The 19,316-nt window shown below is 72.7% G+C and carries 15 protein-coding genes; all 15 read right to left on the bottom strand.

The annotated features are described in order from the left end of the window. Positions 1-19 precede the first annotated feature (19 nt). The 15 genes from ACFRU2_RS32960 to ACFRU2_RS32890 all read right to left on the bottom strand — a co-directional run bounded on the left by ACFRU2_RS32960 (position 20) and on the right by ACFRU2_RS32890 (position 19,242). Positions 20-682, bottom strand: a complete 663-nt coding sequence (locus ACFRU2_RS32960; protein WP_382979266.1) for a response regulator — start codon at positions 680-682, stop codon at positions 20-22. Next, the gene (locus tag ACFRU2_RS32955) at positions 679-1,848 is read right to left on the bottom strand and encodes a sensor histidine kinase (RefSeq protein WP_382979530.1); all 1,170 of its coding nucleotides are present in this window, start codon (positions 1,846-1,848) and stop codon (positions 679-681) included. Before ACFRU2_RS32955 ends, ACFRU2_RS32960 begins: the two co-directional genes overlap by 4 nt. 124 nt (positions 1,849-1,972) lie before the next feature. After that, complete coding sequence (locus ACFRU2_RS32950; protein ID WP_382979264.1) at positions 1,973-4,042, bottom strand: MMPL family transporter; 2,070 nt, start codon at positions 4,040-4,042, stop codon at positions 1,973-1,975. 166 nt (positions 4,043-4,208) lie between these two features. Then, complete coding sequence (locus tag ACFRU2_RS32945) at positions 4,209-4,457, bottom strand: leucine-rich repeat domain-containing protein (RefSeq protein ID WP_382979261.1); 249 nt, start codon at positions 4,455-4,457, stop codon at positions 4,209-4,211. A 160-nt stretch (positions 4,458-4,617) separates the two neighbouring features. Then, the gene (locus ACFRU2_RS32940) at positions 4,618-4,824 is read right to left on the bottom strand and encodes a hypothetical protein (protein WP_382979258.1); all 207 of its coding nucleotides are present in this window, start codon (positions 4,822-4,824) and stop codon (positions 4,618-4,620) included. Between the two features lie 182 nt (positions 4,825-5,006). Then, entirely contained in the window at positions 5,007-6,821 is a 1,815-nt protein-coding gene (locus ACFRU2_RS32935; protein ID WP_382979255.1) for an FUSC family protein, read from the bottom strand. Then, on the bottom strand, positions 6,821-7,903 hold the full coding sequence (trpS, locus tag ACFRU2_RS32930) for a tryptophan--tRNA ligase (RefSeq protein ID WP_382979252.1): 1,083 nt from the start codon (positions 7,901-7,903) through the stop codon (positions 6,821-6,823). The genes ACFRU2_RS32935 and trpS overlap by 1 nt, the downstream gene beginning before the upstream one ends. 195 nt (positions 7,904-8,098) lie before the next feature. Then, a complete protein-coding gene (locus ACFRU2_RS32925; RefSeq protein WP_382979249.1) occupies positions 8,099-9,367 on the bottom strand; it encodes an MFS transporter in 1,269 nt (422 codons plus the stop codon). 264 nt (positions 9,368-9,631) lie between these two features. Continuing rightward, positions 9,632-9,796, bottom strand: a complete 165-nt coding sequence (trpM, locus tag ACFRU2_RS32920; protein WP_382979246.1) for a tryptophan biosynthesis modulator TrpM — start codon at positions 9,794-9,796, stop codon at positions 9,632-9,634. Positions 9,797-9,909: 113 nt separating this feature from the next. Continuing rightward, positions 9,910-10,320 carry a GNAT family N-acetyltransferase gene (locus ACFRU2_RS32915; RefSeq protein WP_382979243.1) on the bottom strand — a complete coding sequence of 137 codons (411 nt, stop codon included), beginning with the start codon at positions 10,318-10,320 and terminating at the stop codon, positions 9,910-9,912. Then, positions 10,307-11,614, bottom strand: a complete 1,308-nt coding sequence (purB, locus tag ACFRU2_RS32910) for an adenylosuccinate lyase (RefSeq protein WP_382979241.1) — start codon at positions 11,612-11,614, stop codon at positions 10,307-10,309. The genes ACFRU2_RS32915 and purB overlap by 14 nt, the downstream gene beginning before the upstream one ends. A gap of 262 nt (positions 11,615-11,876) precedes the next feature. Further along, positions 11,877-14,801, bottom strand: a complete 2,925-nt coding sequence (locus ACFRU2_RS32905) for a hypothetical protein (RefSeq protein ID WP_382979238.1) — start codon at positions 14,799-14,801, stop codon at positions 11,877-11,879. Then, on the bottom strand, positions 14,802-16,652 hold the full coding sequence (locus tag ACFRU2_RS32900) for an HSP90 family protein (RefSeq protein ID WP_382979234.1): 1,851 nt from the start codon (positions 16,650-16,652) through the stop codon (positions 14,802-14,804). A gap of 286 nt (positions 16,653-16,938) precedes the next feature. Beyond that, positions 16,939-17,826 (bottom strand): hypothetical protein, encoded by an 888-nt coding sequence (locus tag ACFRU2_RS32895; RefSeq protein ID WP_382979231.1) that lies wholly within the window; start codon positions 17,824-17,826, stop codon positions 16,939-16,941. A gap of 306 nt (positions 17,827-18,132) precedes the next feature. Next, complete coding sequence (locus tag ACFRU2_RS32890) at positions 18,133-19,242, bottom strand: hypothetical protein (RefSeq protein ID WP_382979229.1); 1,110 nt, start codon at positions 19,240-19,242, stop codon at positions 18,133-18,135. Positions 19,243-19,316: the final 74 nt, after the last annotated feature.

The following is a 19,316-nucleotide window of genomic DNA, read 5'->3' as shown; positions in this document are numbered from 1 at the left end:
GGCCACCGAACGCTCCCGTTCACGCCCCCGGGCTGACCAACCCCGATTCGTAGGCCACGATGACCAGTTGTGCCCGGTCCCGTGCCCCCAGCTTGCCCATGATGCGGCTGACGTGGGTCTTGGCGGTCAGGGGGCTGAGGCCGAGGGCCTCGCCGATCTCGGTGTTGTTGAGGCCGCACGCGACGAGGGTGAGGACCTCGCGCTCGCGCTCGGTGAGGCATTCGGGGCCGGTCTCGGGCGGCGCCGCCGCGGGGCTGCGCAGGAAGCGGGCGATGAGCCGGGAGGTCGGGCCGGGCGAGAGGAGGGCCTCCCCGCCGGCCACCGTGCGGATCGCCTCCAGGAGTTCGGCCGGGCGCGTGTCCTTGACCAGGAAGCCGGAGGCCCCGGCGCGCAGGGCCTCGACAATGTTCTCGTCCGTGTCGTAGGTGGTGAGCACGAGCACCTTCACCCCGGCCAGATCCTCGTCCGCGGCGATCAGCCGGGTGGCCTCGATGCCGTCGAGGTCGGGCATGCGGATGTCCATCACCACCAGGTCGGCGCGTTCCTTACGGGCCAGTTCGACGGCCTCCCGGCCAGTGCCGGCCTGTCCGACGACCGTCATGTCCGGGGACGACTCGAGGAGCATCGCGAACGCGGCCCGTACGAGCGCCTGGTCGTCGGCGAGCAGAACGCGGATGGTCACGGGTTGCCTCCCAGCGGCAGTACGGCACTGACCTCGAAACCTTTGCCTGGAAGTGGCCCGGCGTCCAGCGTTCCGCCCACGCTGCGCGCCCGCTCGCGCATGCCGACGAGCCCGAACCCGGGCGCGCCCCCGCCCGTGCCGGTCCCGTCGTCGGTGACGGTGACCCTCAGGGAGCCTTCCCCGGCGCGCACGCCGACCCGGATGCCGAGGTTCTGCCGGCCGCCGTGGCGTACGGCGTTGGTGAGGGCCTCCTGCACGATCCGGTAGGCGGCCGCGCCGACGGCGGCGGGCGGCACCTCGTCGGTGGTGACCGTCAGGTCCACCTCGGCCCCGGAGACCCGGGCGGCCGCCACGAGACCTTCCAGCCCGTGCAGGTCGGGCAGGGGGTCGCGGGCCTCGCCGGCACCGTGCTCGCGCAGCACCTCCAGGGTGGTGCGCAGTTCGCCGCGGGCGGCGCGGCAGGTCTCGGCTATGTCGTCGAGGGATTTGGCGACGGCCTGGCGGTCCAGGCGTTCGGGGTCTGCGTTCAGGATGTGCGCGGCGACGGAGGTCTGCACCCCGATCAGGGTGATGCTGTGCGCGAGCAGGTCGTGCAGGTCTCGGGCTATGCGCAGCCGTTCCTCGGCGACCCGGCGGCGGACCTCCTCCTCACGCGTGCGTTCGGCTCGTTCGGCGCGCTCGACGACGGCGGCGACGTACTGACGGTAGAAGCGCATGGCGATGCCGATGAAGACCACGGCGAACACCCAGCCGGAGATCCGCAGCGCCTCGGCGGCCTGCTTCTTGTTGACGAACATCATGACGCTCAGTGCCACGGCCATGGCCGTACTGGTGGTGAGCAGGGTGTACAGGGGCCGGCGGGTGACGGCGAGGCTGTACAGCACGACGACCGCGACCGGGAGTGCGGCGGTGTGGTTGTTGTCGAGGGCGTGGTACGGCAGGAGCAGGACACCCTCCGCGGCCAGCGCGGCCAGGGGGTGGCGCCGCCGCCACACGACCGGCAGTTGTCCCGCGAGCAGCAGGAGCCAGCCCAGCGCGTCCGGACGCCGGCCCGGGTCGGTGACGAGGGCGAGGGTCACGGCGAGGACCGTGACGGCGAGGGCGAGCAGGACGTCCTTGCGGGTGGCGTGCAGGGCGGTGCGCGGGTCGCGGTTGATCACCGCCATGATCCGCTCGCTGAGATGGGGTTTGCGTTCTGCTTCGGGCACGGGCTCATCCTCCGTCACATGGGCGCCCCTCCAGTACCGGAGGGGCGCCCATGGGCATCGCACAGGGTCGGAAGAAGGGGGGTCAGACGCGCTCCGGCTCCCGGATCAGGGCTTCGGGCTCCGGCGCCTTGGCCATGCGGCCGGGCCACCACACCTTCCGGCCGAGGGCGACGCTGGCGCTGGTGACGAGGTAGGTGCGCACGAGGAAGGTGTCGAGGAGGACGCCGACCGCGATGACGAAGCCGAGCTGGACCAGCGAGACGAGGCCCATGTTCATCAGCACCGCGAAGGTGGCGGCGAGGACGAGGCCCGCGGAGGCGATGACGCCGCCGGTGGTGCGCAGGGCGGTGAGCGCGGCCTCGGCGGGTTCGGCGCCGCCCAGGGATTCCTCCCGCATGCGGTGCATCAGGAAGATGCCGTAGTCGACGCCGAGCGCCACCAGGAACACGAAGGACAGCAGGCCGAGGGCGGGGTCGGTGCCCTGGAAGCCGAACAGCGGCTCGAACACCAGGCCGCCGATGCCGAGGGAGGCGCCCCAGACCGCGACCACGGCGGCGACCAGCATCAGCGGGGCGACGAGGGAGCGCAGCAGGACGATCAGGATGAGCAGGACGGCGAGCAGGACGATCGGTACGACGACCTTCTGGTCACGGGCGTTGGTCTTCTCCAGGTCGATCTGCTGGGCGCTGGGGCCGCCGACGAACGAGCCGTCCAGCTTGTCGCGCAGGCTCTTGATCGTGCGGGTCTCGGCGTCCGTCTGCGGCAGGGCGGAGGCGTTCACGGACACCTCGGTCCAGCCTTCTCCCGTCCTGCCCATGCGGGCGGAGGTGACGCCCTCGGTGGAGGTGGCCGCCTCGAGGGTGGCTTGGGCGCGGTCGGCCGGAGTCATGACGGTGATGGGCTGGCTGGAGCTGTCCGGGTAGGCGCCGGCCAGGGTCACCATGGCGGAGACGGACTCGGGCCGGTCGACGAAGGCGTCCTCCTGCTTGAGGTCGTCGGGCAGGTTCAGGGCTCCGAGGGCGAGCGCCCCCAGGGCGAGGGCGCCGGCGACGAGGACGGTCACCGGGCGGCGTCCGGCGGAGCTGCCCATCGCGGAGAACAGCGAGCGGCGCTCCGTGGCGGTGCTGCCGAAGGCCGGGATGAGCGGCCAGAACACGCGGCGGCCGACCAGGACCAGGATGGCGGGCAGCAGGCTGAGCATGGCGATCAGCGCGCACAGTACGCCGACGGTGCCGAGGGGGCCCATGCCGCGGTTGGAGTTGAGGTCTGCGGCGAGCAGACACAGCAGGCCGATGGCGACGGTGCCGGAGGAGGCGATCACGGCGGGCCCGCAGCCGCGCAGGGCGGCCTTCATGGCGTCGTACGGATGCTCGATGCGGCGCAGTTCCTCGCGGTAGCGGGAGACGATGAGCAGGGCGTAGTCGGTGCCGGCGCCCAGGACGAGGATGGTCATGATGGCGGTGCCCGCGCCCGAGATGGAGGTGCCGAAGGCCTGGTTGAGGCCGTAGGCGACGCCCATGGACAGGTAGTCGGCGATGCCGGCCACGATCAGCGGGATCAGCCACAGCACGGGACTGCGGTAGATGAGGATCAGCAGGAGGGCGACGACGGCGACGGTGGTGTAGAGGAGGGGGCCGTCGAGGGAGTCGTACACCTTCTTGGAGTCGCGGATGACCGCGCCGGGGCCGCCGACCTCGACGGTGAGGCCGTCGGCGGAGCGGGCGGTCTCGCGGACGTCGTCGACGAACGCGTTGCGCAGTTCCTCGTCGGCGCCGGGTTCGTTGCTGCTGACCGGGTACATGAGCGTCGTGCCGTCCTCGGAGGGCACGCCCTTCGGGGTGTCGGTCAGCTTGTGCTCGGCGGCGATCTCCCCGACCTGCCGCTCGGCGGTCGCCCGGTCGGTGGCCGTGAGGGCCCCGTCGCGCCGGTACACGAGGACGAGCTCGGTGCTCTCGCCGCCCGGCAGCAGCTCCTGGAGCTTGGCCACCTGGGTGGAGTCGGCGTTCGCGGGCAGATAGTCGGTGACGCCGTCGCGCGTGACGTCGGCGAGCTTCCCGGCGAACGGCGCAGCGACCGCGAGCACGGCGACCCACAGCGCGAGCACCAGCCAGGGCCATGCTCGTCGCCGACTCTGTGTAAGTCCGGCCCCCATGTGCGGGCCTCCCTCCGGTCCGGATGTCTTGGTGTGCTTCCAAGACTCCTGGCAGGCAAAGGCCGGATCGTCGCGCCTGAGACCGAGTTCACCGGTACTGCCGGGGGTGGCCCGGGCGGGCGGATTACTCCCGCGGGAGTAGGGCCGCCGACTGTCGTCGTCGCCGTCACGTCAAGACGACGCACCCGAGCTGCTCCAGCTCGCCGAGGAGCGGGAGAGCAGGATCGACCTCGTTCCAGCGCAGATCCAGCTTCTCCAGCGATGGCATGAGGGCAAGCCAGTCGGGCAGCCGGCCGAGGCGGTTGCTCCGCAGGTCGATCTGGCGCAGTCGTGGGAGGCCTGCCAGTGACTCCGGTACCCCGGTCAGGGAGTTCTCGCGCAGGTCCAGGTGGCGCAGTTCGTGCAGCTCGGCCACTGACGACGGCAACCGCCGTTGAGGCCATCTCCCCTTCGTCGACCGTCCTGGGCTCCGATTCTCCTTCGGGCCTTCTCTCGACGGCGACAGGGGCCCCTCGCGGTACGGCCACGGGCCCCCGCATGGCTCCGTCGACTGGGGCGCCGCAGGCTCGGAGATGTCAGAACCCTGCGGCGGCGGCGCTGCCGTAGACGGCGGGGTTCTCCTGGCGGGGCTCGGGGAGGGGCCGCGGTTCGGGCCCGCGGCCCTGGTGGGTGGCGGGAACGGGCAGCACGCCGCGTACGCCCTTGTACGCCCACGGCGCGGTCGTGGGCGGGAGCGAAACGCTGATCGTACGGCCCCCGGCCGTCCATGTGATGTGCTCCATGACCGCCTCTTCCTGAAGTCTGATGCCTGATGCCTGGAACCTTCAGCTTCCGGTCACCGCGGCCCCACGGACAGGGGTCCAACGCCCCCTTGCACCCGGTCATGGGTCCTTCGCACCATCGAGATCCGCTTCGGGCATGCGGGTATCGGCCCCCGAGGGGCGCGCGCGGACACCGTCGGGCGTCAGCCGGCTGTCTTACCGGGCCGGTGTTCGCGCAGGTCCGTGGCCCGTCGGCGCAGGTGGGCGGCGAGGTTGGCTGCCGGGTCCTGGGGTGGTCCGCACGGAGGGTCGCTGTGGCCGGCCACGGCCGTGGTGGTGAGGCCGGCCATGACCTGCTCGGCGTGGGCGAGGTCGTCCCGCCACGTTTCCAGCGCGTCGCGGTGGCGCGGATCGGTGTGCAGGCGCGTGAGTTCGGTCTGTACGGCGGCCAGGTCGCCGTGGATGCGACGGCGCAGGGTGTGCAGGGCCCCGGCGTCGCCGGCGGAGATGCGGGTGTGGTCGGCGTACTCGGCCATGGCCTCGTAGGCGCGGGCCAGCCGGTCGGGGACCCGGGCGCGGGTGTCCTCCGGCCAGAGCAGGTAGCCGCAGACGAGGGCGACGGCGCAGCCGGCGACGGTGTCGAGCAGGCGGGCTGCGGGGACGGCTGAGCCCGCCAGGCCCAGCGGGTCGGCGAGCAACAGCATGACCGGGGTCAGGAAGAGGGTCTGCAGGGCATAGTTGCGGCGGGCGTACGCCTGGAGCAGGCCGGTCAGGACGACCACGGCGCCGATGCGCCACCAGCCGGCGGGCAGGACCGTGATGGCGGCGAGTCCGATCAGGACCCCGGCCGTGGTGCCGAGGGCGCGGGTCATCAGCCGGGCGGGCACGGTGCCCAGGGCGGGCCGGACGACGAGGGCGACGGTCAGCACCAGCCAGCCGGAGCGCGGCAGGCCGCTGAAGGAGGCGACCGTCTGGGCGACCGTCAGGCACAGGGTCAGGCGGAGGGCGTAGCGGCGGGCCGCCGGGTCGCGGAACCTGCTCGCCACGGCTCCGGCGAACCGGCGCAAGGGTGCGGGGTGCGTCGGCAGCAGGCGGGTCCTGCCGTCCGCGGGCTCCTCGCCGGGCGTGGCGAGTGCGGCGACGGCGGCGCGCAGGGCGCGTCCGGCCCGGTCCGGCGGGGCGGGCGGCAGGGCGATCGGGCCGGGGGTCCTCGTCTCGACGGCGTCGGCGACCCGGCGTACCGCGTCGGCGTACTCGGCGGCCGACTCGCGGGCCCGCGCGGTGCGGACGGCGGGGGCCGAGGCGATCACTTCGATCAGCCGGTCGAGGTGGGCGGCCAGTTGCGCGGCGGTGCTGCCCCGGCGGGGTGGGGAGAGCCGGCGGATGACGACGGTGTCGTAGGCGGCGTCCATGGCCCCGGTCGCGTGGTGGCGGCGCTCGGTCCAGGTGTCCTCGTCGGCGTCGAGGAGGTCGGCGACGGCGCGCAGGGCCCCTGCGACGGCCTGTCGTTCGGCGCGTCCGGGGTGGCGCAGTGCGTCGGTCAGGGAGAGCAGCATCAGGGGGATGCCGCCGAGCAGGAACAGCAGCGGTACCTGCCACCAGGGCGGGGCGGTGGGCAGTCCGAGGCCCATGGTGGTGGCGAGCAGCAGGACCAGGGCGGCCATGTCGCTGATCCGGCCGATGGTCGACAACAGCCCCGAGACCAGGGCGACTACGGCGACCAGCAGGATCTGTGCCCACGCCTGGCCGCCCGTGATCCGGCCCAGGGCGAGTCCGATCGCGCCGCCCAGCTGGGGCAGGAGGAGGGTGAGGGCGCGGGTGCGCCAGGGTGCGGCGGTGTCGTCGACGGCCGCACCGTACGCGCCGAGGCCGGCCGCGGCGCCCAGGTCGGGCCGTCCGGCCAACTGGCCGATGGCGAGCGGCACGAGCATGCCCAGGGCGCCGCGCGTGACGAGGGCGCGGTCGACGGGGACGGCCCGGATCTCGGCGGTGTGCCGCAACCATGCGGTGCCGGGCATCAGTACGCCATGCCCATGGCGGCCCGGACCTCGGCGAGGGTGGTCTCGGCGACCGCGTTCGCGCGCTCGTTGCCGCGCCGCAGGACGTCCCGTACGTGCCCCCGGTCGGCCGCGAGCTCCGTACGACGTGCCCGCAGCGGGGCGAAGTGTTCGTTGACGGCCTCGGTGACGACCTTCTTCAGCTGGGCCGCGCCGCCGTCGCCGATCTCCTCCGCGACCGTCTGCGGATCGCGGTCCTGGCACAGCGCGGCGAGCAGCACGAGGCTGGAGACCTCGGGGCGGCCGGCCGGGTCGTAGGTGATGCGGCGGACCGCGTCGGTCTTGGCGCCCTTGATCAGCCGGGCGGTCTCGTCGGCGGTGGCCGACAGGGTGATGGCGTTGCCGCGGGACTTGCTCATCTTGGTGCCGTCGGTGCCGAGCAGCAGCGGGGCGGCGGAGAGCAGGGCGTCGGGCTCGGGGAAGACCGGCCCGTTCGTCCCGTAGCGCTCGTTGAAGCGGCGGGCGATGGTGCGGGTGACCTCCAGGTGCGGGAGCTGGTCCTGCCCCACGGGCACCACGCCTGCCTTGCAGAAGAGGATGTCGGCGGCCTGGTGCACCGGATAGGTGAACATCAGCCCGCTCACCGAGGCCTGCCGGGAGTGGGCGATCTCGTCCTTGACGGTGGGGTTGCGGCGCAGTTCGGCGACCGAGACGAGGGAGAGGAAGGGCAGCAGGAGCTGGTTGAGGGCGGGCAGCGCGCTGTGCGCGAAGATGGTGGACCGTTCGGGGTCGATGCCGGCCGCGAGGTAGTCGAGGACGAGTTCCTCGACGTGCTCGGCCAGGTGTTCGGCGACGTCCCGGTCGGTGAGGACTTGGTAGTCGGCCACGATCACGAAGGTGTCCACGCCCAGGTCCTGGAGCCGTACCCGGCCCTGCAGGGTCCCGAAGTAGTGCCCCAGGTGCAGCCGTCCGGTCGGCCGGTCGCCGGTCAGCACCCGGAACTGCCCCGGATCGGTGGCGATCAGGCCCTTCAGCTCGGCGCTGCGCCGCCGGGCCACCGAGAGGTCGGGGGCCGGGGGCGTCACCTGGTCGTGCGTGCTCATGTAACTCTCCTGCTTCTTCGTCGTGGCGGGCGGGTACCGGAACCGGGCGCCCGCGTCTGGGGCGGGTCGGACGGTTCCAGGCGTGCGCACCGAAAGTCATGATCTCCGGTGTTATGGGATAAATGGTGCCGACCTGCGCGAGGTTGCCGATCTGCGGCGCACGAGCGCGTCGGCGGCCGGTGTGGTGACGGGGCTTCATCCGCCGGTCGGCTCGGACGGGCTCGGTGTCCGTCCGGTGGGGAAGGCGTGCGCGCGTGCGGTGATCACGACGGCCAGCGCCAGGGTCAGGAGTGCCAACCCGGTCCACGGGAAGGAAGCGGGGCCGAAGTTGTCCAGGAGGATGCCGCCGATCGCCCCTCCGCCGGCGATGGCCGCATTGCAGACGGTGACGAAGAGGGCCTGCCCTCGGTCTCCTCCGGCGTCGGTGACCGCCGTCTGCAGCAGGGTGGCGACCCCGCCCCAGCCCAGCCCCCACAACGCTGTTGCCCCGTAGGCCGCGAGAAGGCTTCCGGCTGAGGTGATCAGCACGACGGACGCGGTCATGAACAGCACGGTGGCGGTGATGGTCAGGGTGCGCAGCCTGCGGTCGACCAGAGCTCCGGTGACGAAGACGGCGGCCATGGAGGCGATTCCGAAGACCAGCAGCACGCTCTCGCGGGACTCACCCAGGCCGCGGGCGTCGAGGAGGGCGGTGATGTAGGTGTAGAGGATGGTGTGGGCCGGCACGTGGGCGGCGGTCACCAGCAGGACGGCCGCCACTCCCGGAAGGCGCAGGGCCTTCAGAATGGGCCGCCCGTTTCCTGGGCGCTGCCCCGGGGCGTCGGGGACCGCGCCGGCGATCCACCCCAGCAGGGCGAGGGCTACCAGGCTCACCAGGGCGAACGTCGGCCGCCAGCCGATCAGGCCTCCGAGGAAGGTGCCCAGGGGGATGCCCAGGGAGAGTGCGAGCGGGATTCCCGCCAGGGTGACGGCAATCGCCCGGCCCTGGAGGTGGGGTGGTGCCAGGCGGCGTGCGGAGCCGACCAGTTCGGTCCAGACCGCGGCGGCCGCGATGCCGGCGAGGATCCTGAACACCAAGGTGAGGGGGTAGTTGGAGGAGATCGCCGTGACCGTGTTGGCGACGGCGAAGACTCCCACGGCCGACAGGAGCAGCCTCTTGCGCCGCCAGGGCGCGGTCGCCTTGGACAGGGGGATGGCCGCGAGCCCGGTGGCGATCGCGTAGACCGTGATCGCCTGGCCCATCGCGGGTTCCCCGACCGACAGGTCGCGGGCCATTTCCGGCAGGACGCCCGCGGGCAGCGCCTCGGTGAGCAGCGTGATGAACGCGGCCGTGGACAGTGCCAGCAGCGGGGCAAGGGGCAGCTTCCCTCCTCTTGCCTCCGGCACGACCGCTTCGGCGGTGTCGCCGGCGTCGGTTGCGTCGGTGGTCGTGGTGAGGGGTGGCTGCGTCGGGGATGTTGGCATGGGCGTGATCCCGGAACCTTCGGATCAGTGCGATCGCCGAGCGGGCTGGTCGCGAGGGAGGGGCAACAACTGCGGATCGGGGCGTCGTAGCGCACCGCATTCCCTCGAACCGCTGTGTGCCGGCACGGGCCGGTCCGGGCACGGCCGCACGCCGCGTACGGGATACCAGCCGCTCAGAGTCGGCAGCGAGCAAGCCGCACGCAGGAGCGTGTCCGTGTGATGTTCGGTGAGGGGTGGCGGCAGACGGCGGGAGGGAAGACTCCCTCAGGCGCCCTGCACGGTGCGCGGAGCGCACAGCCATCGCATGCCGTTGACCTGGCCCCGCTCGGAGCCGATCGCGTACCGCACCCGGCGGCCGTGCACACGCCGCGCGGGCGCCCGGCAGCCGCGAGGGCGGCAGCCGGGAGCGAGGCGGGCGTGAAGGGGCATAACCGCAGCCTAAACCTGCCGCGGGACAGCCGGCGGCAGACCAAGGACCCGAATCCGCAGCCAGAAGACCCGGGCAGCCGACATGGAGGTTCGGTGTCGGCGTTGCCGATCGGTCAGCCTGCGGTGGCGGTCATGGTCCAGGCCGAGTCGTGGCGCTCGAAACCGATGTGCGGGTAGTAGTCGACGGCCGCGGGGGCCGAGAGCAGGATCACCTTGGCCTGCGGCGCGGCCTCGCGGGTGGCGCGGATGAGGTCGCGGCCGACGCCCTTGCCCTGCCAGGCGACGTCGACGGCCAGGTCGCCGAGGTAGGTGGAGTACACGCCGTCGGTGAGGGAGCGTGCGATGCCGATCAGGCGGCCCTCGCCGTCCCGGGCGGTGACGACCAGGTTGGCGCCGGCCAGCATGCTCGTGAAGCGGCCGGTGTCCTCGACCGGGCGGCGCTCGGCGAGGGTGGAGGCCCGGTAGAGGGCGGCGGCCTCGGCGACGTCGAGGCTGGCTCCGATGACCTGTTCACATGTCCACATGGCGGTGGTGCTCCTTCTTGAGGGTGTCGAGTCGGGACTTCAGGTGGTCGCGGTTGCCGAGGAACCGGCGGGGGTCGAACCACGCGTCGGGGGCCTGCACACCGCGGGCCGAGAGCGCCTCGGCCAGGGAGGACCCGGACGTGTGCGCGTCGTCGGCGGCGGCCTGTACGAGGCGGTAGGCGCTCTCGCGGTCGGTGCCGTCGGCGGTGAGGCCGAGGAAGACCTCGGAGGAGTGGACGAGTCCGCGAGTGGCCTGCAGGTTGCGGGCCATCCGTTCGTCGTCGACCGTGAGGCCGGCGAGGAGCTCGGAGGCGGAGACCAACTGGTAGTGGGCGACGGCGAGGCTGTCGGGGAGGACGACGCGCTCGACCGAGGAGTGCGCGAGGTCGCGCTCGTGCCACAGCGCGATGTTCTCGTACGCGGCTCCGGCGTTCGCGCGCAGGATGCGGGCCAGGCCGCACAGCCGTTCGCTGGTGGTCGGGTTCCGTTTGTGCGGCATCGCGCTGGAGCCCTGGTAGGCACCGCTCCGGGGTTCCTCGACCTCCCCGACCTCGGTGCGCTGCAGGAGCCGCATCTCGAGGGCGAACTGCTCCACCACCGCGCCGGTGATCGCGAGGGCTCCGAGCAGCTCGGCGTGCCGGTCGCGGGCGACGACCTGGGTGGGGACGGGCTCGATGCCCAGGCCCAGCTCGCCGCAGACGTACGTCTCGACCTGCGGGGAGATGTGCGCGTAGGTGCCGACGGCTCCGGAGAGGGTGCCCACGGCGACGGCCCGACGGGCGGCGGTGAGCCGGCCCGTGCAGCGGTGCAGTGCGTGGGCGTGGACGGCGACTTTGTGGCCGAAGGTGGTCGGCTCGGCGTGGACGCCGTGGGTGCGGGCCACGCAGACCGTGTCCCAGTGCTCCAGGGCCCGGTCGATCAGCAGCCCGGTCAGCGTGCGGGCCGCGTCCAGCACGAGGTCCACGGAGCGGGCCAGCAGCACGCCCTGCGCGGTGTCGACCAGGTCGTAGCTGGTCATCCCGTGGTGGACCCAGCGCGCCGATCCGGCCGGCATGGTCTCGGTCCAGGCGGCGAGGAAGGCGAGGATCTCGTGGTCCCGCTCGGCCTCCAGCTCCCGAATCCTCGCGACGGCCGGTACCGGAGCCCGGCGGACATCGGCCAGGGCCGCCGCGGGCACCACCCCCAGGGATGCCTGCGCGGTGCTCGCCAGCACCTCGACGCGCACCCAGGTCTGATACTTCGTCTCCTCGCTCCACAGCGCCGCCATCTCGGGGCGCGTGTACCGCTCGATCACGACACACCTCTCCTTCGGACGTCCGCGGGCCCGTTCCATACGGACCGGGGCGAAGCGCCGAAGGCAGCATACGGTAATAGTCAGAGGGGCTATTGACCTATTACAAACGAGGTCCAGGGGGTTGTGGTGGGCCGTCGAAGTGGGGGCAGGTTCCCGACGTACGGCGGCGCGGGCAGCCATCGGGACGTGGCGGCCCGCGCCGCGGCGATCCGGGAGCGGTCGCCCGCCCCGCCCCCGCGGACCGTCTGCCAGAGGCCGGGTGTTATCGGCGGAGGTAGTCCTGGCGGAGGGCCTCCAGGATGCCGGCGGCCTCGGGGAGGTCGGCATTGCGGCAGCGGGCTGCGGCGGCGGTGAGCCGGGCCGTCGCCTTCTGGAAGTGGCCGAGGCCCTTCCCCTCGATCAGGGCGGCGATCCGGACCGCTTCGGCGCGCGGCACCTCGCCGTGCTCCCCGCCCTCCTCGTGCGCCGCGATGGCTGCCTCCGCCTCGGGCAGGGCCTCCTCGAAACGCTCGACCTCCGCCAGGACACAGGCCCGGCGGTAGTGCACGGCGCCGCGCTCGTACCAGTGGGCGAAGTCCTCGGCGTCCTGCGGTACCCCGGCGCGGACGGCGTCCGCCCGTGCGAGGTGCTCCTGCGCCGCTTCCAGCCCCTGCGCGCCACGGGCCTTGACCGTGAGGCGCGCGAACTGGCACATCATGGTGATGATCAGCGACGGGTTCGGCGCCTCGGCGTGCGCGGCGACGGCCCGCTCGTAGGCGGTGTCCGCCGCGTCCCACCGGTCGGCCATGGCCAAGGTCATGGCGGCCTCCGCCGCCACCAGGGTCTGGACCGGGCGGTCGTCTTCCCACCCGGCGACGGTGTCCGCCAGGCGCAGGAACTCCTCCGCCGCGGGCAGGTGCTCGCCGAGTTCCCGCAGCCCGCGGGCCAGGGACAGGCGGGCCTGGGCGAAGGCGCGTTCGTTGTCCGGGGCCTGCGCCTCGTCCGCCAGGAGGGATTCCAGGACGGCGACCGCGTCCTCCGGCCGGCCACCGCGCCCCAGCACGTCCGCGAGCTGGAGGCGTACGTCGACGGCTTCGGCGAGCTCCCCGTCCTGGTCGAAGAGCGCGGCCGCCTCGGAGAGATGGCGTACGGCGCCGCCCAGGTCCCCGAGGTGCGAGGCCGCGTGCCCGAGCAGGGAGTACGTGGGGGCCAGCGCGAAGTCCGTGTCGTCGTACCGGGCCGCGTCGGCGAGCGCCCGGTGCAGGAGCTCCGCCGCTTCGTCCGGCTCGCCCTTGGCGAGCAGGAACTGCGCGAGTATCGCGCGCGGACGTGTACCGCGCCAGGGCCGCGTGGAGGCGTCCACGGCGTCGAGGGCCGCGCGCAGCAGTTCCTCGGCCGCGTCCGTGTCTCCCCCACGACCGGCCAGGTCCGCGGTGAGCTGCAGCGCGTTGGCCACGTGGTGCGGTACGGAGAGCCGCTCGGCCTCGGCGCGCAGTGTCCTGGCCTGCTCGTGGAACCGCTCCGCCGCGGTCCCGTCGGTCTCCGGCAGGTCCCGCAGCGCGTCCTGGTAGGCGGCGTAGGTGGCTGCGTACCGTACGGCGAGGTACTCCAGCGCGGTCTCCGCCGTCAGGGGGGACCGGGTCTGGAGGTGCTCCGCCTCGGCCAGGATCCCGTCGAGGCCCGCGCTGTTCGCGGCGTGGTCCGAGTCCTCGGAGCTGCTCAGCCAGGCCAGCGACCGCGAGCGGGCGTTGAGGGCGTGCCAGGGCATCCCCAGACCCGCGTACAGCTCGGTCGTCCGCTTCAGCTCGACGACGGCCTCCTCGTCGCGGTCGTCCTTGGTCAGCTTGTAGGCCCGCCGGTCGGCGAGTTCTGCCGACAGCAGGTCCTGCGGGCCGAGCTCGTCGTCATGGGCGGTGCTGCCGTCGGCCAGGTGTTCCTCGATGCGGTCCCAGAGCCGGTTCTCCCCGGGGTGTCCCGCGGCGGCCAACCTGCGCGCTTCGCGGACCAAGGTCGCCAGGTCCTGGGAGAGGTCCGCTCCGGCGGTGGGTGTGACCGCGAGGGACTGCGCCGCGGCGACGGGCGCGGACGCGGCGGGGCGGGTGGCCTTCGTGCGCAGGCCGAGCGGCAACGGCTCGTCGAGGAGCGGGCGCTGCGCGAGGCGGGTACGGAACCGGTCCCCGACGGTGCCGGTGTCGTTGCGCGCGTCGAAGGCGGCGGCGAGGCGGCCGGCTGCGGAGTGGACGTGGGCGAGGAGCGTACCGGCGGTCCAGTCGCGCCCGGGTGGTCCGGCGACGGCGGTGTCGGCGTGCCCGTCCTCGACGAGGCGGGTGAGCAGCACTCCGGCTCCGGTGAGGAAGCCGAGGTGCGCCAGGGGGGCGCCGGTCGCCTCGAACAGCGGGCGGTTCTCGGCGAGGATCTCCAGCCCACGGCCCTCGTTGCGGGACAGGGCGCAGAACTCCAGGTGGAGGCCCACGGCGTCCTGCGTGCCGGTGTTCCCCCGGACCTGGCGGTAGCCGCTGAGGTGGTGGGAGCGGGCCTCGTCGGCGCGGCCGGCGCGCAGCAGCGGCAGGAGCGAGCGCGACCGGCTCAGCTGCGGTTCCTCGGTGCACCCGGTCTCGCCTTGGAGGACGGGACCCCAGATCTCCAGGGCCCCCGCGTCATCGCCCGACTCCACCTGGTGCTCGGCGAGGTGGCGGATATCGCATGCCTCGCAGTCGCTCAGCTCGGTACGCGCGCGGGTGGCCCAGAGGTCGTAGGCGTCGGCGAGGCCGGTACCCGTGTGGTTCGCGACGTGGTAGCGCATCGCCGCGACCGGCTGCATGCCGTGTTCGGCCGCCGCGTAGCGGCCGCGCATCGTGTCGATCCAGCCGTGGATCGCGGCCAGCGGTACTTCGGGTACCTGCAGCAGCGAGGTGGCGACCCACTTGAAGCGCCAGAAGACCTGATGGGCCTCCCACTGGCTGAAGGTGTCGGGGACGGTGTCCCACAACTTGAGCAGCCGGGCGAAGACCACCGGCGACTTGCGGTGCTCGCCGGTGAACTCGTACGAGGTCATCAGCTCCAGCAGCGCCGTGACGAGGGTGTCGGGCTCGTCGAGGAGCTCGGCCGCATCGACGATCTCCTCGGCGGTGACGGTGCGGTGCAGGCCGTGCGGACGGTCGTGGTTCTCGCGGAGCGCCTCGACCACGGCCTCGGGGGTGTCCAGCATCTACAGTTCCTTCCGGGGCTCGGAGCCGGGTGCAGCGGTGCCGCTGTGGTGCATGGCGTGGGTGAGCAGGCCGATGAAGGCCCGGTTCAGCAGGGCGCTCTCGCTGGCCCGGAGCGGGCGGCGGCTGAGCAGCAGCGCCTGGCCGTAGAGGGCTTCCGCGGTCGTGACGGCCAGCCCGCGCTCGGCGATGGTGATCGCCTGGCGCACCAGCGGGTTGAGGTGGTTCAGGACGAGCTGGGCCCGCGGCGTCTCGTTGCGCAGGGACCCGAGGATGTCGGCCCACACGCCGTCGCTGTCGGCGGCCAGGCTCGACCTGGTCCGTTCGTGCCTGGCCTCCCGGTTGTCGAGGAGCAGCGCGGAAGCCGTGACCGGCTGGAAGTCGCGCAGGACGACGTCGCAGTCGTGAACGCCGACGGTCTCCCGGGCGACCGCGAGGAAGGTCGCGGCTCGGAGCTCGGCGGACGGGTCCACGGCGTCGAGATGGGCGGTGACCGTGGCCGGGTCCAGGTCGGTGACGGACGTCCCCGGCCGGATCTCGGGCAGCCGGAGCACGAGGTCGCGGTCGTAGGTGTAGCCGCCGTTGACGACGCCGAGACCGGCGGCCGAGGCGATGGGCGCGACCTGGCGGAACTCCTCGACGCTGCGCGTGATCAGCAGGGCCGGGTGGGTCCGCGCGAACTCCTCCAGCGTGACGTTTCCGTCGGTGGTCTCGAACGGCAGCCACGGCAGCACGATGCGCAGCAGCTCGTCGTCGTAGCGGGCCAGGGCCTTCACGGCGAGGTGGTGCGTTTCGATGAAACGGTGCAGCAGGGAGGGGTTGCTCGCGGCGAGGCCGGTGAGCCAGTCGCGGATCCGGTCGCCCAGGGCGTCCCGTACGGCGGACAGGGTGCCGTCCTCGTACAGGGCCTCCCGGGAGGCGGTCGGCCGCAGGCTCGTGGTGTCGACGATGCAGCGGACGAAGAACGCCCATTCCGGGAGCAGTTCGGGCGCCTGGTCCGTGAGGAGCATGCCCTTGAGGTGGACCCGGTGGCCGGCCCGCTGTGCCGGGCTCATGGCCGTGGGCAGGACGTAGGCAACCCCGCGCAGCCCGGCGGCCGGCAGGTCGAGCTCGATGGTGTCGAGGGGCGTGAAGCCGAACAGGCTCCGGCAGTACGCGGTCATCGCCTCGCGGCGGGCAAGCGGAGAGCGGTGGGCCTGCTCCCAGGGGGGTGTCTCGTTGATCTTGTCGATCTCGCCGCGCGGACCTTCGACGGTGACCTCGTGCCGCAGGAGACCGCCGTAGTGCCGGGCCAGTTCGACGACCTGCTGCGGACTGGTCCACTCGGCGTTGTCGGCGCGCGGGGTGAGGTGCACGGTGGTGCCCGGCTCCGGCACGGCCGAGGCGGGGAGGGTGCGGATGGTGTAGCGGCCGTCGGAGTGGCCGCGCCATTCGACGGCGGGTGCCGAGGGGTCGGCCGCCGAGCGGCTGAGCACGGTGATCTCGTCGGCGACCACGAAGCAGGCCAGCAGCCCGATGCCGAACTGGCCGATGAAGTCCCCGCGGGCGGCGTCGAGCCCGGCGCCTTCCAAGGTCCGCTTGGAGCTGCGCCCGATGGTCGCGAGGAACCGGTGAACGTCGGCCTCGGTCAGTCCGATCCCGGTGTCCGTGACGGTGAGGGTCGCGCCGGTGCGCACCGTGATGGTGGCCGGGGACCCGGGCGCCAGGGTCTGGCGTGCGGTGATGGCGTCCGTGGCGTTCTGCAGCAGCTCGCGCAGGTAGACGCGGGGGCTGGAGTAGAGGTGGTGGGAGAGCAGGTCGACCAGGCCGCGCAGGTCGACCTGGAAGGTGTGCGACGTCTCGGAATCGGGCACCTGGCGGCACCTTTCGGTGGGTCCGCCGACGCCTTGGGCGGCGCGGGCGGAGGCGGAAGGGAGGAGCTCGTGGGGTGTGGCGCGAGGGGGTGTGACCCGAGGGGTGTGGCCCGAGCAGAGCGCTGCGCCGCATCGGTCGCCCGGCCGGGCGGAGCCCATGGGAACGATCCGTCAGCAGCCGGTACGTGGCTGCGGAGCCGAGAGCGGCCGGGCCGGGCCAAGGGCCGGGCCGCGACCGCGACGGCCGCTGCTCGTGGTGGGCCGTGGAAGGCCGGCGGCCGTCGGGTCAGCGTCCGGTCGACGCACGCTGCTTGCGGTAGGCCGCGGCGGGGTTGGAGCCGTTGATGTAGTACCAGGGGAACTCGGTGACGCGGCCCTGGGTGGCGTGGAAACACTCCCGTGCCGCCTCGCGGTCCCCCGCGAGGGAGAACGCCATGGCGAAGGTGTTGAGCACCTGGGCCCACCCGGCCCGGCGCTCGAAGTCCGGGTGCCGGAACGAGTGGTCGGCCGCCTCCCGCAGGGACGCCGCGACCTCGGGTCTGCGCATGTACGCATCGTCCGGACCGGAGTCGGGGGAGAGCCACTGCTCGATGTGCGCGATGGCCACGAGCTGGCCCAGCTGCGTGCCGGCGGGGGCGCCGAACGCGGAGTCCCGGGCGAAGGCGTGCGCCTCCTCGTGGGAGCCTCCCCACTTCTCGCAGACCTGCTGCAACTGCTGCTGGTGCGCTCCCAGGTGGTGCGGATCGCGGCGGACGGTCGCCTCGAAGCGGCGGCGTGCGGTGGTCGCCCCGACCTGGAGGCCGCGGCCGGTGAGCTGGAGGCCGTACCAGGGCGAGGTCCACCGCGGCTCGCGCTCAGCCGCCTCGTAGAGCCACTCCTCGGCGCTCTGCAGTCGCGAGTGGAACACCTCGAACTGCTCGCGCGAGACGTCCGACGCCCTGGCGCCGGTCCGGGCTTCCCAGCCCCAGCTGATGTGGCGGACGCCCGCCACGAGCCGGGCCAGCGACGCGTCGGGGTCCGCTTCGAGGACCGGAACGATCCACCGTTCCACCCCGGCGGTGTCACCGACGGCCCAGAGCAGTTCGGTCCGGTCGTCGCTCTCGGGACGTGCTTCGAGCACCTCGCGCACACCGGTCCAGTCCGAGGCCGCGGCGGCCTCGCGCACCCGTCGCACGTCCGGATCTCCGGAGTCCTCCTGGACCCGTGCGAGAGGCCTGCCGCCCCATTTCCCCAGCGCAAGCCCCCATTGACGGAGCACCGCCATCTCCCCACCCCTTGCTGTGTCCTCACGGGAAGGCATGGAGCACCTCCCGTGAGACATGTGACTATCACGCACGACCGACCATCGCACGTTTGTTTCTGCGAAGACCCCGAGACCCGGCGGGCGTCAGAGGCAGTGGTCGCAGCACGACCGGTGTGGTGCTGCGACCTCCCCCGACGATGGTCCGCGACCGTGCCGGCCCGGGTCCGGGAAGTACGTCTAACGCGCCATCCCGTAGCCCTGTGCCGTCGGGGTGGGGCGTGCCCGGGACAGTTTCACGGCCCTGCCGCGAGCCGTTTCGAACGCCATGACCGGGTTCCCCGCCTTGCGCCAGGGTTCGGCTCCGCACCACGGCCCGATCCGGCGGAACTGCTCCAGGGCGGGGCCGTACATCATCGCCTGGAGCATGTAGTGCGCCAAAAGGTGGCGCAGGACCGGCAGGCGCTCGTCGTCGGGGGCGACCTGGTCGAACGAAGCGGCGGTCCGCTTCAGCAGGCTCCTCGTCATGGGAGTGACGGGCAGGGAGGCAGCGGAGGAACGGTCGGCGAGCTCGCTCAGCGCGTGCAGGTAGATCCCGGCGAGCGGGCTGCCCGCCGGTGCCTTGCGGACCGTCTGGCGCGCGAATCGCATCATCCGCCGGTTGCTGCCGAACCACTTGGCACACCAGTACTGGAGGGCCTGCCAATGCCCCTCGTAGTGGTGGGGGGCGCGGGCGACGAGCCCCTTCCAGAGGGGCTCGAACTGTTCGTGGCCGTACTGGGCTCCGCGCGCCGCGGTGACCATGACCACCCAGGGGCCCGGGTTCGCGGGGTCGAGCAGTGCGGCCTCGCGGGCTTCCTCGATCGCGGCCGGGAGCATGGCGCGGAAACGCTTCATGTCCGCGTCCGGGACCTCGTGGGCGAAGGCGCTGCCTCGGATCTCCCAGGCTCGGTGGACCATGAGGCTGGCGTGGAGGGTTGCCGCGTCGCAGTCGGCCGGCTCGGCGGTGCGCCAGACGTCGAGCCAGGCGCTGTCCTCCCGGGCGACGTGCTGCAGGAGCGCCAACCGGTCCCAGCGCGCGTCCCAGTCGTCCCCCGCCGCCCGGACGTACCGCTGAGCGGTCTTCCAGTCCCCTTGCCATGCAGCGTCGGCGACGTCCTGCCTCTCCTGTGCCCGGTGTGGCGCAGGCGGAGGACCGGGGCGTCGGTGGTCGAGCGCCTCACGGGGCGGAAGACCGTAGGCGGACGCAACGAAGTGCTTTTCGATCCAACGGTCGGCACCGCCAGGGATGGTGGAGCGGAGGAGCACGAGGAGGAACACGCCGAGTGCAGCGGCGAGAAAGATGGTCACGGCGGGAGATCATTCCCGAACCGATCGCTCTCCGCAATAGTCCAGGCCAACGATAAGCCGAGGTCAGAGCAGGC

The sequence above is a fragment of the Streptomyces sp. NPDC056883 genome, from assembly GCF_042788835.1.
Taxonomy (GTDB): Bacteria; Actinomycetota; Actinomycetes; order Streptomycetales; family Streptomycetaceae; genus Streptomyces; species Streptomyces stoeckheimensis.
This window is presented reverse-complemented; position numbering and strand designations above follow the sequence as displayed.